At 65.0% G+C, this 14,346-nt stretch carries 13 protein-coding genes; all 13 read right to left on the reverse strand.

Features of this window, described 5'->3' with window-relative positions; all coding sequences use genetic code 11:
- Positions 1 to 8: 8 nt before the first annotated feature.
- Genes AruPA_RS06240 through ndhC form a run of 13 tightly spaced genes read right to left on the reverse strand, consistent with a single transcriptional unit; the run spans position 9 to position 14,326 of the window.
- Positions 9 to 1,433: an NADH-quinone oxidoreductase subunit N gene (locus AruPA_RS06240; protein WP_265635790.1), complete on the reverse strand. Its 1,425-nt coding sequence runs from the start codon at positions 1,431 to 1,433 to the stop codon at positions 9 to 11.
- The gene (locus AruPA_RS06245; RefSeq protein ID WP_265635791.1) at positions 1,430 to 2,953 is read right to left on the reverse strand and encodes a NuoM family protein; all 1,524 of its coding nucleotides are present in this window, start codon (positions 2,951 to 2,953) and stop codon (positions 1,430 to 1,432) included. The genes AruPA_RS06240 and AruPA_RS06245 overlap by 4 nt, the downstream gene beginning before the upstream one ends.
- Positions 2,950 to 4,824 carry an NADH-quinone oxidoreductase subunit L gene (gene nuoL / locus AruPA_RS06250; RefSeq protein WP_265635792.1) on the reverse strand — a complete coding sequence of 625 codons (1,875 nt, stop codon included), beginning with the start codon at positions 4,822 to 4,824 and terminating at the stop codon, positions 2,950 to 2,952. The genes AruPA_RS06245 and nuoL overlap by 4 nt, the downstream gene beginning before the upstream one ends.
- Positions 4,821 to 5,138, reverse strand: a complete 318-nt coding sequence (nuoK, locus tag AruPA_RS06255; protein ID WP_265635793.1) for an NADH-quinone oxidoreductase subunit NuoK — start codon at positions 5,136 to 5,138, stop codon at positions 4,821 to 4,823. The genes nuoL and nuoK overlap by 4 nt, the downstream gene beginning before the upstream one ends.
- 4 nt (positions 5,139 to 5,142) lie before the next feature.
- Positions 5,143 to 5,658 (reverse strand): NADH-quinone oxidoreductase subunit J, encoded by a 516-nt coding sequence (gene nuoJ, locus AruPA_RS06260; RefSeq protein ID WP_265635794.1) that lies wholly within the window; start codon positions 5,656 to 5,658, stop codon positions 5,143 to 5,145.
- Positions 5,655 to 6,173, reverse strand: a complete 519-nt coding sequence (gene nuoI / locus AruPA_RS06265; protein WP_265635795.1) for an NADH-quinone oxidoreductase subunit NuoI — start codon at positions 6,171 to 6,173, stop codon at positions 5,655 to 5,657. The genes nuoJ and nuoI overlap by 4 nt, the downstream gene beginning before the upstream one ends.
- A gap of 6 nt (positions 6,174 to 6,179) precedes the next feature.
- Positions 6,180 to 7,139, reverse strand: coding sequence for an NADH-quinone oxidoreductase subunit NuoH (gene nuoH / locus AruPA_RS06270; protein WP_265635796.1), 960 nt, complete (start codon positions 7,137 to 7,139; stop codon positions 6,180 to 6,182).
- Positions 7,136 to 9,793: an NADH-quinone oxidoreductase subunit NuoG gene (nuoG, locus tag AruPA_RS06275; protein WP_265635797.1), complete on the reverse strand. Its 2,658-nt coding sequence runs from the start codon at positions 9,791 to 9,793 to the stop codon at positions 7,136 to 7,138. The genes nuoH and nuoG overlap by 4 nt, the downstream gene beginning before the upstream one ends.
- Positions 9,784 to 11,070: an NADH-quinone oxidoreductase subunit NuoF gene (gene nuoF / locus AruPA_RS06280; RefSeq protein ID WP_265635798.1), complete on the reverse strand. Its 1,287-nt coding sequence runs from the start codon at positions 11,068 to 11,070 to the stop codon at positions 9,784 to 9,786. Before nuoF ends, nuoG begins: the two co-directional genes overlap by 10 nt.
- Positions 11,067 to 11,561 carry an NADH-quinone oxidoreductase subunit NuoE gene (gene nuoE, locus AruPA_RS06285; protein WP_265635799.1) on the reverse strand — a complete coding sequence of 165 codons (495 nt, stop codon included), beginning with the start codon at positions 11,559 to 11,561 and terminating at the stop codon, positions 11,067 to 11,069. Before nuoE ends, nuoF begins: the two co-directional genes overlap by 4 nt.
- Positions 11,548 to 13,326, reverse strand: coding sequence for an NADH-quinone oxidoreductase subunit C/D (gene nuoC, locus AruPA_RS06290; protein WP_265635800.1), 1,779 nt, complete (start codon positions 13,324 to 13,326; stop codon positions 11,548 to 11,550). Before nuoC ends, nuoE begins: the two co-directional genes overlap by 14 nt.
- The gene (locus AruPA_RS06295; protein ID WP_265635801.1) at positions 13,326 to 13,922 is read right to left on the reverse strand and encodes an NADH-quinone oxidoreductase subunit B; all 597 of its coding nucleotides are present in this window, start codon (positions 13,920 to 13,922) and stop codon (positions 13,326 to 13,328) included. Before AruPA_RS06295 ends, nuoC begins: the two co-directional genes overlap by 1 nt.
- Positions 13,919 to 14,326 (reverse strand): NADH-quinone oxidoreductase subunit A, encoded by a 408-nt coding sequence (gene ndhC / locus AruPA_RS06300; protein WP_265635802.1) that lies wholly within the window; start codon positions 14,324 to 14,326, stop codon positions 13,919 to 13,921. Before ndhC ends, AruPA_RS06295 begins: the two co-directional genes overlap by 4 nt.
- Positions 14,327 to 14,346: the final 20 nt, after the last annotated feature.

Below are 14,346 nucleotides of genomic sequence, written 5' to 3' on the forward strand. Positions count from 1 at the left end.
TGCCGTGGTCATTTGAACACGGCGTGCAGCAGCGACATCAATGATTGCGGCGCGATGCCGAAGCCGAGAATCAGGGCCCCGAGGCTGGCCATGGTGAGCCAGCCGCCGAGCGGAATGGCGAGCGTGCCGGTCGCGGGTTCGGTGCGGTCGGCAGGCTTCAGCGCCATCACCATGATGATTCGCAGATAATAGAACAGGCCGATCACGCTGCTCAGCACCAGCGTCGCGGTGAGCACGCGCAGATCGGCGCTGACGCCGGCGGCCATGATGTAGAGCTTGGCCATGAAGCCGATCGCAGGCGGGATGCCGGCAAGCGAGAGCAGGATCAGCGTCATGACGGTGGCAAGCAGCGGGCGGTGCCAGAACAGACCGTGCAGATCGTCGATCCGATCCGCATCGCGCGCTGAGCCGGCGCGCGACAGGACGCCGATGACGCCGAATGCGCCGATCACGGTGATCGTGTAGGTCACGAGATAGAAGATCACGCCGGCACGGCCGATGGAGCCTGCCGCGAGCAGGGCGACCAGCAGGTAGCCGAGATGCGCGATCGAGGAATAGCCGAGCACACGCTTGAGGTTTTCCTGCATCAGGGCGAGCAGGTTACCCACCAGCATCGACAGGATGGCCACGACCGCAACCGCGCTGGCGAGGAGGGGCGAGACGGCGCTGCCCGGCATCGCGAGCAGGTGCAGGATGACGGCGATCACCGCGATTTTGGGGATGACCGCGACATAGGCGGCGCTGGGCGCCGGTGCGCCGGCGTAGATGTCGGGTACCCAGAGGTGGAAGGGGACCACCGACAGTTTGAACCCGGCGCCGGCGCCGATCAGCGCCAGGGCGGTCAGGACGATGGGGTTCGGGCCGGCGGCCAGCAGCGGGGCGTAGGTGAGATGGCCGGTGGCGAGAGCGGCGAGGCCGATGCCGAACAGCACGAGCGCCGAAGACATGCCGGACAGTACCAGGTATTTCAGCGCGGCTTCCTCGGCCTCCGGTCGGTCGCGCGGGTAGGCGATCATGCCGATCATCGCGATCGTCATGGTCTCGAGGCCGAGAAACAGGGTGATGAACCCGGCGCTGGTCGCCATGGTGACGGCACCGAGCGTCGCGAGCACGAGGAGCAGTGGATATTCCTCGCGCGGCAATGCAAGGTCGCGGGTCAGATAGAGTGTCGCGAAGGTCAGGGTGGCCAGGCCGGCGAGCAGGATCAGCCCGGCGAAGCCGAGCGCATCCGGGGTGAGATTGAACAGGCTTGGGGACGGGCTGGCACGGGCGGCGAGCGCCCAGGGGATGCCGGCGGCGGCAAGGAAGAGGCCGGTTGCGGCGATGATCGTTGTGGTGGCGAAGGAGCGGCGGATCGCGAGTGCGGTGAGCATCGCGGTGACGGTGAGGCCGAGGACGACCAACGGGGCGGCGGCCTGCATCGGGGTGATCATGTGCCGCGCCTAGTGGCGGGGATTGCCGCGGCATGGGTGATCGGCAGAAGTGCAGCGATGCTGGGTGCGGCGATTTTCAGGACCGGCTGGGGATCGACGCCGAGCCAGATGACGGCGGTGCCCAGCGCGAGCATCAGGGCGGTTTCGCGCGCGCTGAGATCATGCGTGTGGCGCGCGGCACTCGCCCCGCCGTGAAAGGCGCGCTGGATCGCGATCAGGGAATAGAGCGCTGCCGGGATCAGGCCGATCGCGGCGAGGACGGCGATGGCGGGAGACGCTGCATAGACGCCGCGCAGGATGAGGAACTCGCCCACGAAATTCGCAAGGCCAGGCAGACCCATCGAGGCGATGACGAAGAACGTGCCGAACGAGGACAGGCGGGGCAGGTCGGTCCAGAGCCCGCCCATCCGCGTGAGGTCGCGGGTGTGCAGGCGGTGCTGGATGCTGCCGACCGTGATGAACAGCGCCCCGGTGCTGACGCCGTGCGCGATCATCAGGATCACCGCGCCCTGCCAGGCGATGGCGTTGAAACTGTAGATGCCGATCAGCACGAAGCCCATGTGGCCGATGCTGGAATAGGCGACCAGTTTTTTCAGATCCGACTGGCCGTAGGCAAGGATGGCGCCATAGAAAATACTGATCGTGCCGAGCGCCATCGCCAGGGGGGCGATGTGATGCGCGACGGTGACGAACAGTGGCACGGCGAAGCGCATCAGCCCGTAGCCGGCGGTTTTCAGCAGGATGCTGGCAAGGATGACGGAGCCGGCGGTGGGGGCTTGGGTATGCGTGTCCGGCAGCCAGCTGTGCACCGGGAACGAGGGCAGTTTCACCAGAAAGGCGATGAAGAAGCCGAGCATGATGAGCATGCCGAGGCGGCCGGTCGGCTGGCTGGCCAGCAGGGCGACATAATCGAAGGTCAGCACGCCGGTCTGCTGCTGGTGGCGGAAGGCGAGCGCCAGGATCGATAGCAGCATCAGCAGCCCGCTGCCCTGGGTGAACAGGAAGAATTTGATCGCGGCGCGGCGGCGGTGTTCGTGGCCCCAGATGGCGATGATGAAATACATCGGCACCAGCATCACTTCCCAGAAGAAGAAGAACAGGAATAGATCGAGCGCGAGGAACACGCCGATTGATCCGGCCAGGGACCATAGCAGGTTGGCATGGAAAAAGCCGGTGCCGTGATCGATCTCGCGCCAGGACACGATGACGGCGAACAGGCCGATGAGGATGGTCAGCACGATCAGCAGCCAGCTCAACCCATCGAGATCGAGGCGGATGCCGATGCCGAAGGTGGGAATCCAGCGTGCGTCGAAGGTGGCGAGCCAGTGGCCCGATTGGATCGGGCTGGGTGTGCTGAGGATGGCGGTGCCCGAACCATGGACCAGGGGCAGGATGAGGGCGAGTTCGAGCAGCAGGGTGGCGAGGCTGATGGCGCGCGGCAGCATCGGGGCGATGCGGTCGGCCGGCCAGGCAAGCAGGCCGCCGAGCAGGGGGATGATCAGGAGCCAGGCCAGGATCATGCGAACACCAACAGGGCGATGGTTGCGATCGAGCCGGCCATCAGCCAGGCAGCGTAGCGGCGGAGCTGGCCGATCTGGCTGCGGCGGAGGGTCTGGTGCAGCTGCAGCGTCGTGGCGCTGATCAGGGTAACGACATGGTCGACCGGGTCGTGCCGGAGCGCGCCCACCAGCGCCATGAACGGGCGGACCAGCAGGATTTCATAGAGCGCATCGAAACCGAAACCAGAGCGCAGCAGGCGGCGGAGCGCGCCCGGTTGGGCGGCGGCGGCGCGCTGCCAATGGCCGCTGCGATACAGCGTGTAGGCGATGGCGATGCCGAGCAGCGGGACGATGAAACCGGCGGCCTCGATCAGGATCGTCAACGCCGATCGGGATGCGGGGCTGCCGAGCACGGGGTGCAGCAGGGTCATCACCAGACGATCGCCGCCGAGGAACGACGGTGTTTCGAGCCAGCCGATCAGCAGCGATCCGGCGGCGAGCAGCACGAGCGGTACGGCGATCGGCGCGCCGGACCGGCCGGTGACCGGGGTATGGGTCGGGCCGAAAAACACCAGGAAGACCACCCGGAAACTATAGGTCGCGGTGATCAGCGCGCCGAGCAGCCCGGCCGCCCATAAGCCGGGGCCGATGCCGGGGGCGAACCAGACGGCGCCGAGGATCATTTCCTTGCTGAACGAGCCTGCGCTGACGATCGGCACCGCGGCGAGCGAGGCGGCGCCGATCAGGAAGCTCCAGAAGGCGAGCGGGAGGCTTGTGCGCAGGCCGCCCATTTTGAAGATGTCCTGCTCATGGTCGAGCCGCATGGCGATGGCGCCGGCCGAGAGGAACAGCAGCGCCTTGAAGACGGCGTGGGTGAGGAAATGGAACATCGCGGCCGACCAGGCGCCGACGCCGAGGGCGAGGAACATGTAGCCGATCTGGCTGATCGTGGAGTAGGCGAGTACGCGTTTGATGTCGGACTGCACCAGGGCGGCCAGCGCCGCGAGCAGGATGGTGATGCCGGCGCCGATCGATATCGTGAGCAGCACGTCCGGCGCGAGCAGGTACAGCACGTGGAGCCGCACCACGAGATAGACGCCGGCGGTGACCATAGTCGCGGCATGGATCAGCGCGCTGACCGGCGTTGGCCCGGCCATGGCGTCGGGCAGCCAGGTCTGGAACGGGAATTGGGCGGATTTGCCGAGACCGCCGATCAGCAGCAGGCCTGCGGCGAGGGTTGGCCATGTGCCACCGTGCGGCCAGAGTTCGGTTGCGCGCGCGAGCATCGGCTGGATCGCGAGCGTGCCGAGTTTGACGGCCAGCAGCAGAATGCCGGCCAGCATCGCGATGTCGGCGATGCGGGTGACGATGAAGGATTTGCGCGCGGCATAGCCGTTGGCGGCGTCCTGAAACCAGAAGCCGACCAGCAGGTAGCTGCAGACGCCGACGCCTTCCCAGCCGACGAACAGGACCAGCAGATCGCTTGCCAGGATCAGCAGCAGCATCGCGGCGACGAACAGGTTGAGATAGGCGAAATAGCGGCTGTAGCCGTCCTCCCCCGCCATATAGGCGGTCGAGAACAGATGGATCAGCGTGCCGATGATGGTGATGACGAGCATCATCAGCAGGGAGACGGGATCGAGATAGAGGCCGATATCGACCGTGAGGCCGGGCAGGGTCAGCCAGGTCCAGAGATGTTGGATGAAGATGTGCGATGGCGGTGCGGCTGCATACCAGTGGAGCCCGATCAGGATTGCGATGAGGGCGGCGATGCCGACGCTTGCGGTGCCGATGAGGGCTGTGGCGCGGGCTGGCAGCATTGTGCCGCACAGGCCGAGGATGACGGCGCCGAGGAGTGGGCTTGCGGGGACCAGCCAGAGGAGATGGTTCATGCCTCGACATCCCGCAGGCGGTTGGCGGCATCGCCGTCGAGCGTGGTGAGGAGGTTGCGCAGGCGGAGCAGCAGGATCAGGCCGAGGGCGAGCTCGGCGCCAGCGAGGTTGATCACGAAGATGAACATGATCTGGCCCTGCGGGTTGCCCCAGCGCATGCCGGCGGTGATGAACAGCAGGCCGGTGGCGTTCAGCATGATTTCGATCGACATCAGCACGAAGATCAGGCTGCGGCGGGCGAGCAGGCCGATCAGGCCGATGATCAACAGCATGGCGGCAAGGACAGCCGGGGCGTGCCAGGAGAGGCTGACCATTGCGCTAGTCCCGCGCCCTGGCCGGGCGGCCGAGGTGGTAGGCGCCGATCAGCCCGGCGAGCAGCAGCATCGAGGCGAGTTCGACCGCGGCGATATCGGAGGTGAACAATTCGAGGCCGACCGCCTGCGGCGAGACGATGTGGTGCGCGTGGGTGGGGCCGGTGCCGCGGAGCAGGCCGTAGAGCAATTCGCCGCCGAGTGCGGCGCCGGCCAGGATGGGGATGATCCAGATCGTGCGTGTCAGCCAGCCGGATTCGCGCGCGATGGCGGTGCGGTCGAGCCGGAGCATCATCACGACGAACAGGAACAGGACCATGATGGCGCCGGCGTAGACGATGACTTCGAGCGCGGCCGCGAACGGCGCGCCGAGCGTGTAGAACACCACGGCCATGCCGAGCAGCGACAGGACGAAATTGAGCAGGCCGTAGAGCGGGTTGGCGCGGGTGATCGCGATGGCCGTGGTGAGCAGGGCGAAGGCGGCGGCAGCGTAGAAGACGATGTCGTAACCCGAGAGGTTCATGGCAGCAGCCCCCGAGGGTCGACCGGCGGGCTTTCGTTGAGCCCGGCACCTTTGGGCTTGCCGGCGGTTGCGACGCCGGCGATGCGGTAGAAATTGTAGTCGGGGACTTTGCCGGTGCCCGCGATCAGCAGATGCTCTTTTTCATAGACCAGGCTCTGGCGGGAGATTTCGCTCATTTCGAAATCGGGGATGAGCTGGATGGCGGATGTTGGACAGGCTTCCTCGCAGAAGCCGCAGAAGATGCAGCGGGAAAAATTGATCCGGAAATGCTCGGGGGTCCACTGGCCAGGCGCCGCCGTCCTTTGCAGGCTGATGCAGTCGCAGGGGCAGACCGCCGCACAGAGATAGCAGGAGACGCATCGTTCCTCGCCGTCCGGATCGCGGGTGAGGACGATACGGCCGCGGTAGCGCGGTGCGAGATAGGGTTTTTGTTCCGGATATTGAACGGTTTCGGTCTTGTGGAAGAGGTGCAGGAAGGTGAGCCACATCGTGCGGATGGCGCTGGTGATGAACATGCGGGGTTACTCGATGCCGCCGAGCATCAGCGCGCCGGTGATCGCGAGATTGGCGATGGTGAGCGGCAGCATCAGCTTCCAGCCGTATGACATCAATTGATCGTAGCGCGGGCGGGGCAGGGCGGCGCGCAGCAGGATGAAGAAGGCGATGAATGCGCCGATTTTCAGGGCGAACCAGACGGCGGGCGGCAGCCACGGGCCGTGCCAGCCGCCGAAATAGAGCACGACGGTGATCGAGGAGATCAGCACGATGCTGGCGTATTCGGCGATGAAGAACATGCCGAATTTCATGCTGGAATATTCAGTGTGAAATCCGGCACCCAGCTCGTTTTCGCCTTCCGGCAGGTCGAATGGCAGGCGGTGCGCTTCCGCGATGCCGGCGATCAGGAAGGGCAGAAAGCCGAAGAATTGCGGGATCACGAACCAGACGCGGGTTTGCGCCGCGACGATGGTTTCAAGGTTGAACGACCCGGTCAGCATGACCACGCCGACCACGGCGAGGCCCATGAACACTTCGTAGCTGATGGTTTGCGCCGCCGCGCGCATGCCGCCGAGCAGCGCGAATTTGCTGTTCGACGACCAGCCCGCGAGGATGACGCCATAGACCGACAGCGACGTCATGCCGAGGAAGAACAGCAGGCCGATGTTGAGGTTGGGCATGATGCCGGCGAGCGGGCCGAGCGGGATGACGGCAAAGGCGAGCACCACCGTGGTCAGCACGATGATGGGTGCCGCGGTGAAGATGATTTTGTCGGCGAAGGGCGGCGTCCAATCCTGCTTGAAGAAAATCTTGATCATGTCGGCGACGATTTGCAGCGTGCCCTGCCAGCCGACCCGATTGGGCCCGAGCCGGTCCTGCCAGAAGCCGAGCAGGCGGCGCTCGGCGAAGGTGAGGCCGGCGGCGAGGAGGGTGATGCCGAGCAGGACGGCGACAGCCTGGATCAGGGATAGCAGGATGGCGTTCATGACGGTTCGCCGGGGTGGATTGCGGTGATCGTGAGGCTGCCGGGTAGGGGCAGGCCCGGTTCGCCCTGCACGCCGATGGTAAGGCCGGCGACGCCTGCGGCCATGGCCGGGTCGAGCGCGATGGCGCGGCGGACCGTGGTTGTGCCGATCGTGCAATCGACCCTCGTGCCGGCGGACAGGCCGTGCGTTGCGGCATCGGCGGGGTTCACGCGGAGGATGGGGCCGCCCACGCGTGATGCGACCGCTTGTGCGAGATTGCTCAGCTCATCCGAGCCGAATACGCGCCGAATCGGCAGGGCGAGTATACCCGGCGCTGGTGGTGGCGGATGGGGGAGCGGCAGTTCGGTGGGGATGCATGCGCTGGTCGGGAAGAGCATGACGCCCGGCTCGGCTGCCGAGGGGAATTTGAGGTTTGCCTGCACGGAGTTCCAGCCGGGTGACCAGACATGGGGCATCAGGCCGCTGCGCGGCATGAGGCCCTCCATCGTCGGGCCGAGCGGGGAATCGGGGTTTGTGAAGGGCGGAGGTTCGCGCACATTGGCGGCTGCATTGACGGCGGTGCGGCTGCTGTAGCGGTGCGGCAGTGTGGCGGGGCGCTGCATAATGTTGTCATGCGTATGCGGCCAGAGGGCGCGGCAGGCGGCGAGGTCGGGGATGTTTGCAGCCATGGCATCGATCAGCTCGCGGTGGGTAGCCCAGGCGGTTGCGTCGAGCCGGCCGGCGGCGATGCCGGCGTTGCGCAGGACGTGCCAGGAAGGCGGGGCGTCGTCGGTGCTGAAGATCGCCTTGAAGCTGCGCTGGGCGCGGCCTTCCTGGTTGACGGTCGTGCCATCGGCGTCGGCGAAGCTGCCGACCGCGATGGCGAGATCGGCTGTCGCGGTGGTCGGGGTTTCAATGCAGTCGAGTACGCTGAGTGAGGCGATGCGGTGGAAGGTGCCTTCCAGTGGACCCGTTTCGCAGCGGCGGTGCAGGTCGTTTTCCAGCACGATGACATGTGGTGCCGTCCCGGTTTGGATTGCGGCCAGGGCGGCGGATAACGGGGGTGCGCCGAACAAGCCGAGGCCGAGGCTGTTGGCTTCGGGCAGCAGGATCGACAGGCGCGCGGCGATACCTTTGCGGCGCAGGGTTGTGACGATGTTGGCGGCGGCGCGCATCAGGGCGCTGTCGCCTCCGACCACGATGACCGGGGCGGAGGCGCGGCGCAGGGTGGCGGCGATGGCGGTTGGATCCGCGGGTGACGGGTGTTCGAGTTGGGTTTTGATGGCAGCGGCGAGGGTGAGCAGTGCGGCCGGGGCGATGCGGTGGCAGGTTGTTGCGCAATCATCGAGCCTCGTGCTCATCGGTGTCGCGATGATCAGCGGTGTTGGCGACCCGAATGCGCTGCGGCGGGCGGCGCTGTCGTTCCAGGCGGGGATCTGCCGGATCGCCAGGGCCTCGCTGGTTGGGCGCTGGGCGGACTGGCGGAGCGACAAGGCGAGGATGGGTGCGATGTCGGACGGGTCTTCGCCGAGGATCAGCACGGCATCGGATTGCGCGGCATCGGCCGGTGTTGCGATCGGGACCGCCGCATCGCGCAGGATGGTGATGGCGGTGGCGATGATATCGGCATCGTGATCCGACACGCCGGCGTAGAAATGCGCGGGCCCGACCAGAAGGCGCAGAGCCGCGTTGGCTTCGAGCGAGGCGCGCGGCGATCCGATGCCGATGACGTTGTTTGTTCGTAACAGTTCAGCGAGTGCGGCGGTCGCGGCTGGGATAGCGACGGGCGTTCCGGGGCCTTGCGCGTCCCGCTGGGTGGATCTGCGAAGTCGTGCCGGCGAGCGGATGAAATCGATGCCGAACCGTCCGCGGTCGCAAAGGAAATACCCGTTCAGCGCCGCGTTATGACGATTGACGACGCGCCTGAATTCGCCTTCGCGTTCCTGCACCGTGATGTTGCAGCCGACGGCGCAGTGCGGGCAGATCGAGGGGGTGGCGCGCATGTCCCATTTGCGGCGAAACCGGGTTGCGAAGGGTTTGTCGACGAACACGCCGGTCGGGCACACTTCCACGAGATTGCCGGCGAATTCGCTTTCCAGCGTGCCTGGGGTGGCGCGGCCGAAATAGATGTTGCGGTTGGCGCCGAATACGCCGAAATCATCGCCGCCGGCATAGTCGCGGTAGAACCTGACGCAGCGGTAGCAGCCGATGCAGCGGTTCATTTCATGGCGGATGAACGGGCCAAGATCCTGGTTGAGATGGGTGCGCTTGGTAAAGCGGTAGCGTCGTTGTGTATGTTTGACGAGAGCGGTCATGTCCTGCAAATGGCATTCGCCGCCGACGTCGCAGACCGGGCAATCATGCGGATGATTGGTCAGGACAAATTCGATCACCCGGTCGCGAAATTGCGCGGTGGCTGGATCGGTGATCGACAGACGCATGCCCGACGTCGCCGGGGTCATGCAGGCCATGACGATCTGGCCGGTGTGATCCTCCGGGCCGTTGAACAGTTTGACGGCGCATTGCCGGCAGGCGCCGACCGCGCCGAGCGCGGGGTGCCAGCAGAAATAGGGGAGGTCGAGTTGGGCCGACAAGCAGGCTTCGAGGACAGTCTGGCCGGGTTGGGCCGTGATGATCGTGCGATCGACATCGAGGTGGAGATGGTTCAGGTCCATGCGCAGGTCCTGGTTTCGATGTGCCGGGTGAATTCGGCGCTGAAATAGCGCAGGCCGGTTTGCAGCGATGCCATCGCACCGGGTGCGAGGGCACAGAAGGTGCGGCCCGGACCGAGATTGCCGGTCATGTCTTCAAGCGTATCGAGATCATCCGCTACACCGGTACCGGCCTCGATCGATTTCAGGATGCGTTCGACCCAGGGCAGACCATCGCGGCACGGGGCGCACCAGCCACAGGATTCGCGGGCAAAAAACTGTTGAAGATTAGCAATGAATCCGATCGGGCAGGTGTGATCGTCGAGTACGATGGCCGTGCCGGTGCCGAGCCTGGTGCCGTGGGCGGCCATGGTTTGCGCGGTCATGCTGACGTCGAGCTGATCGGCTGGGAGAAACCCGGTCGAAGCACCGCCGGGCAGGACGGCGCGCAGTTCATAGCCGGGTTTCATGCCGCCGGCATGGTGTTCGATCATGTCACGGAGTGTCGTGCCCATCGGCAGTTCGAAGGCGCCCGGGTGGTTCACCCGCCCGCTGACGCCGTAGATTTTGGTGCCGAGGCCGCCATTGATGCCGAGGCTGCGGTACCACGCTGCACCGTAGCGGACGATATGCGGAATGTTGCAGATGGTCTCGACGTTGTTGACGATGGTCGGGCAGCCCCAGAGGCCGCTGATCTGCGGAAATGGCGGCTTGGCGCGGGGGATGGCGCGATGGCCTTCCAGCGCGTTCAGCAGCGCGGTTTCCTCGCCGCAGATGTAGCGCCCGGCGCCGGCGTGCACATGGATCGAAAGATTATAGCCGGAGCCCAGGATATTCTGACCGAGCAGGCCTGCGGCCGTCGCTTCGGCGATTGCGGTGTTCAGGCGCTCGATGGCGGTGACGTATTCGCCGCGCACGAAGATATAGGAAAGGTTCGCTTCGAGAGCGTAGGCGCTCAGGATGATGCCCTCGATCATCTGGTGGGGGTCGCCTTCGAGCAGCAGGCGGTCCTTGAAGGTGCCGGGTTCCATTTCATCGGCATTGACGACGAAGTAGCGGGGGCCGGGCCGTTGTGCGGCGCCTGGCATCAACTGCCATTTGCGCCCGGTTGGAAAGCCGCCGCCGCCGCAGCCGGCGAGGCCGGACTCGGCGACCATGTGTACGATCGCGGCGGGCTCGGTCTTGCCGAGCGTATCGCGGACCGCGCGATAGCCATCGGCCCGTTCGTAGGCGGCGATATCGAAATGTGGTGCGCCGCGATGGATGTTGCGCGTCAACGGGCGGTCGGGCGGGGTCTTCATGGGAGCGGCGTGGTGTCGAACATTGCATCGAGCGTGGCGGGATCGACGTCGCCGTGCAGGACATCGTTCGCCATCATCGCCGGGGCGTGATCGCAATGGCCGAGGCATACGATGGGCAGAAGTGTGAACCGGCCGTCGGTCGAGGTCTCGCCTGGCTTGATGCCGATGCGGCGTTCGATGTGCTGTGCCAGATGATCGCGCCCGGTGATCCAGCAGGTAATGCTGTCGCACAACAGGATAACGGTCTGGCCGACGGGTTTGCGGTAGATCAGATTGTAGAATGTCGCGATGCCGTCGAGTTCGGCGACGGGAAGGCCGAGCAGATGGGCGATTTCGGTCAGGATGTCGTCGGCGATGTAGCGCCGCCTTTGCTGGACGAGTTTCAGTGCATCGATCGCGGCGGCACGCGCGGTCGGGGAGTGGCGGAGCAGATTGCGGATTTCGGTGCGCTCGGCCGGATCGAGCGGGGGCTGGGTCTCAACGATCGACATCGGCCATTACGAAATCGATGCTGCCGATGATCGCGATGAGGTCGGCGAGATAGGCGCCGCGGCTGATCGCGGGGATGATCTGCAGATGGGCGAAGGAGGGGGTGCGGATGCGCACCCGGTAGGGCTGGGTAGTGCCGTCGCTGACCAGGTGATAGGTGTTGAGGCCCTTGGTCGCTTCGATCGTGCTCGATACCTCGCCGGGGGGAATCACGGCGCCCCAGGTCGCGTTGAGGAAATGCGGGATCAGCGTGTCGATGTCATGCAGCACGGCTTCGCGCGGCATCGGCATGGCGAGCGGATGGTTCGATTTGACAGGGCCTGGCGGCATTTGTTTCAGGCACTGGGCGATGATTCGCAGGCTCTCGCGCATTTCATCGAGCCGCAGTTGAACGCGGTTGTAGCAATCGCCGCGCTGGGCGATCGGGATGTCGAACGCGAGCTGGTCATAGCCGGAATAGGGATGGATTTTGCGATAGTCGAACGCGATGCCTGTAGCGCGCAGGCCCGGGCCGGTGACGCCCCAGTCGAGCGCTTCGGCTGCGCTGTATTCACCGATGCCGATGGTGCGGGCTTTGAATATGCGGTTGCGCATCACCATCGATTGATATTCGTCGAGCCGCCGGGGCAGATAGGCGAGAAATGCGCGGACCCTGGCATCCCAGCCCTGGGGCAGATCGGCGGCGACGCCGCCGATCCGGAAGAACGAGGGGTGCATGCGAAAGCCGCAGATCATTTCGATCAGTTCGAGGGCGCGTTCACGGTCGGTAAAGACGTAGAACACGGGCGATAACTGGCCGACGTCCTGGACCATGGTGCCGAAGAAGACGAGATGGCTGATGATCCGGAAAATCTCGGCCAGCATGATGCGGATCATCTGCGCCCGGGCTGGGACGGTGATGCCGGCCAGTTGCTCCACGCCCATCACGTAGGGGAAATTATTCATCACGCCGGCAACATAATCGATGCGGTCGGTGTAGGGGATGAAGCTGTGCCAGGACTGACGTTCGCCGATTTTTTCGGCGCCCCGATGATGAAAGCCGATTTCGGGGACGACATCGATGATTTCTTCGCCACGCAGCTTGACCACCAGCCGCAGGACGCCGTGCAGGCTGGGGTGGTTGGGGCCGAGGTTGATGATCATGGTTTCGGGATCATCGTCGGTATCGTCGATCATGCCGGCGAGCGCTGGAATGTCGCGGAGGGCATGCTGTTCGGCCTGTTCGGTCGAGGCTGGCAAGACGAACGGGCCGCGTTCCGTCGCACGGCTGTAGTGGTCCTTGCGGAGCGGGTGACCCTGCCAGCTTTCGGGCATCAGGATGCGACGGAGATTGTCATGCCCAGCGAAGCGGATGCCGAACATGTCCCATATTTCGCGCTCGTACCAATTTGCGTTCGGAAACACCGGGCACAGGGTCGGGGCGATCAGCGCATCCTGCGTCAGGGGAATTTTCACCCGCAGCTGCCTGCCGTCGGTCGGGCGAAGCACGTGGTATAGCAGGGTGAAATCGGCACAATTTGGATGCGGGCGGTGGGTGCGCTGCCGTTCGTCGATCGCCGTGATATCGAGCAGGAGCCGATAATTCTGGGTCTGGTCGGTTTTGAGGTACTGCATCTGGTGGATCAGATGATCGGCGTCGCACCAGATGGTTTCGATGGCATCGGTGGTGGCTTGCGGCGATGGCGGCACGGGTTGCCCCGGTTGGGCGGCGGGCGGGCAGGATTTCAGAGCCGGCGGGGCAATGGCGTCGGACAAGGTTACGCTCATTACAGGCGATCCGGCAGCGGTGATGTCCGCATGGCCATGCGGGCGTCGGTCTTGAGGTCGCGCTGGCTGGGCGGGGTGTAGGGAACCGGTCCGGTGTCGCCGATCATCCAGCTCAACGGGCGTTTTGTGGCGCTGATCGCGTTCTGGAGCAGTAGCAGGCCCTCGAACAGCGCTTCGGGCCGGGGTGGGCAGCCTGGCACATAGACATCGACCGGCAGGATGCTGTCGACGCCCTGGACGACGCTATAGACGTCGTACATGCCGCCGGAATTGGCGCAGGAGCCCATCGAGATGACCCAGCGCGGCTCGAGCATCTGATCGTAGAGATATTTCACCACCGGCGCCATTTTCAGGAATACGGTGCCGGCGATGACGATGACGTCCGCCTGGCGGGGCGTCGCGCGCAGAACCTCGGCACCGTAGCGTGCGATGTCGAATTTGGAGGTGAACGAAGTTGCCATTTCGACGTAGCAGCAGGACAGGCCGAAATTGAACGGCCAGAGCGAGTGTTTCTGACCCCAGGAGACGAGATCCTCCAGCTTGCCGAGCATGAACTTCTGGTTGGCGCCGGTCGGGTCCGGCGCTGGGTGGTTCACAGCGCCCGATTCCGGGCCGGCAAAGGCATCCGCGCCCGTGGCCGCCAATCCAGCGCGCCGGAGCGCCAGAGATAGGCCAGTGCAATCAAGAGCAAGGTGAGGAATGACATGATGCCGCCATAGGCCGGCCAGCCGGCACGACGGGCGGCGATTGCCCAGGCGAAAACGAAGACCGTTTCAAGGTCGAAAACGACGAACAGCATGGCGACCAAGTAGAACTGGCTGGGAAACCTGATTTTCGCATCGTGGATCGGCATGATGCCGGATTCGAACGGGTTTGGGTCGGCCGGACCGCGTCTGCGGGGACCGAGCAGATAAGAGCCGCCGACCATGACGCATGTCATTGCGATGATGGCAATGATGTAGACCCCAAGCCCGAAGAACTGGGGGAGCGCTGGCGTCATGCCGTGTTGCCACGGATTGG

Origin of the sequence: Acidiphilium sp. PA (assembly GCF_026191915.1) — a bacterium.
In the GTDB taxonomy this organism is placed as follows: Bacteria; Pseudomonadota; Alphaproteobacteria; order Acetobacterales; family Acetobacteraceae; genus Acidiphilium.

Bases quoted from the DNA above. Each gene is read 5' to 3' on its own strand.
- ndhC (WP_265635802.1), bottom strand. From the start codon at position 14,326: ATGACGCCAGCGCTCCCCCAGTTCTTCGGGCTTGGGGTCTACATCATT.
- nuoJ (WP_265635794.1), bottom strand. From the start codon at position 5,658: ATGAACCTCTCGGGTTACGACATCGTCTTCTACGCTGCCGCCGCCTTC.
- AruPA_RS06245 (WP_265635791.1), bottom strand. From the start codon at position 2,953: ATGATCCTGGCCTGGCTCCTGATCATCCCCCTGCTCGGCGGCCTGCTT.
- nuoF (WP_265635798.1), bottom strand. From the start codon at position 11,070: ATGAAGACCCCGCCCGACCGCCCGTTGACGCGCAACATCCATCGCGGC.
- nuoG (WP_265635797.1), bottom strand. From the start codon at position 9,793: ATGGACCTGAACCATCTCCACCTCGATGTCGATCGCACGATCATCACG.
- nuoL (WP_265635792.1), bottom strand. From the start codon at position 4,824: ATGAACCATCTCCTCTGGCTGGTCCCCGCAAGCCCACTCCTCGGCGCC.
- nuoE (WP_265635799.1), bottom strand. From the start codon at position 11,561: ATGTCGATCGTTGAGACCCAGCCCCCGCTCGATCCGGCCGAGCGCACC.
- nuoC (WP_265635800.1), bottom strand. From the start codon at position 13,326: ATGAGCGTAACCTTGTCCGACGCCATTGCCCCGCCGGCTCTGAAATCC.
- nuoI (WP_265635795.1), bottom strand. From the start codon at position 6,173: ATGTTCATCACCAGCGCCATCCGCACGATGTGGCTCACCTTCCTGCAC.
- nuoK (WP_265635793.1), bottom strand. From the start codon at position 5,138: ATGGTCAGCCTCTCCTGGCACGCCCCGGCTGTCCTTGCCGCCATGCTG.
- nuoH (WP_265635796.1), bottom strand. From the start codon at position 7,139: ATGAACGCCATCCTGCTATCCCTGATCCAGGCTGTCGCCGTCCTGCTC.
- AruPA_RS06240 (WP_265635790.1), bottom strand. From the start codon at position 1,433: ATGATCACCCCGATGCAGGCCGCCGCCCCGTTGGTCGTCCTCGGCCTC.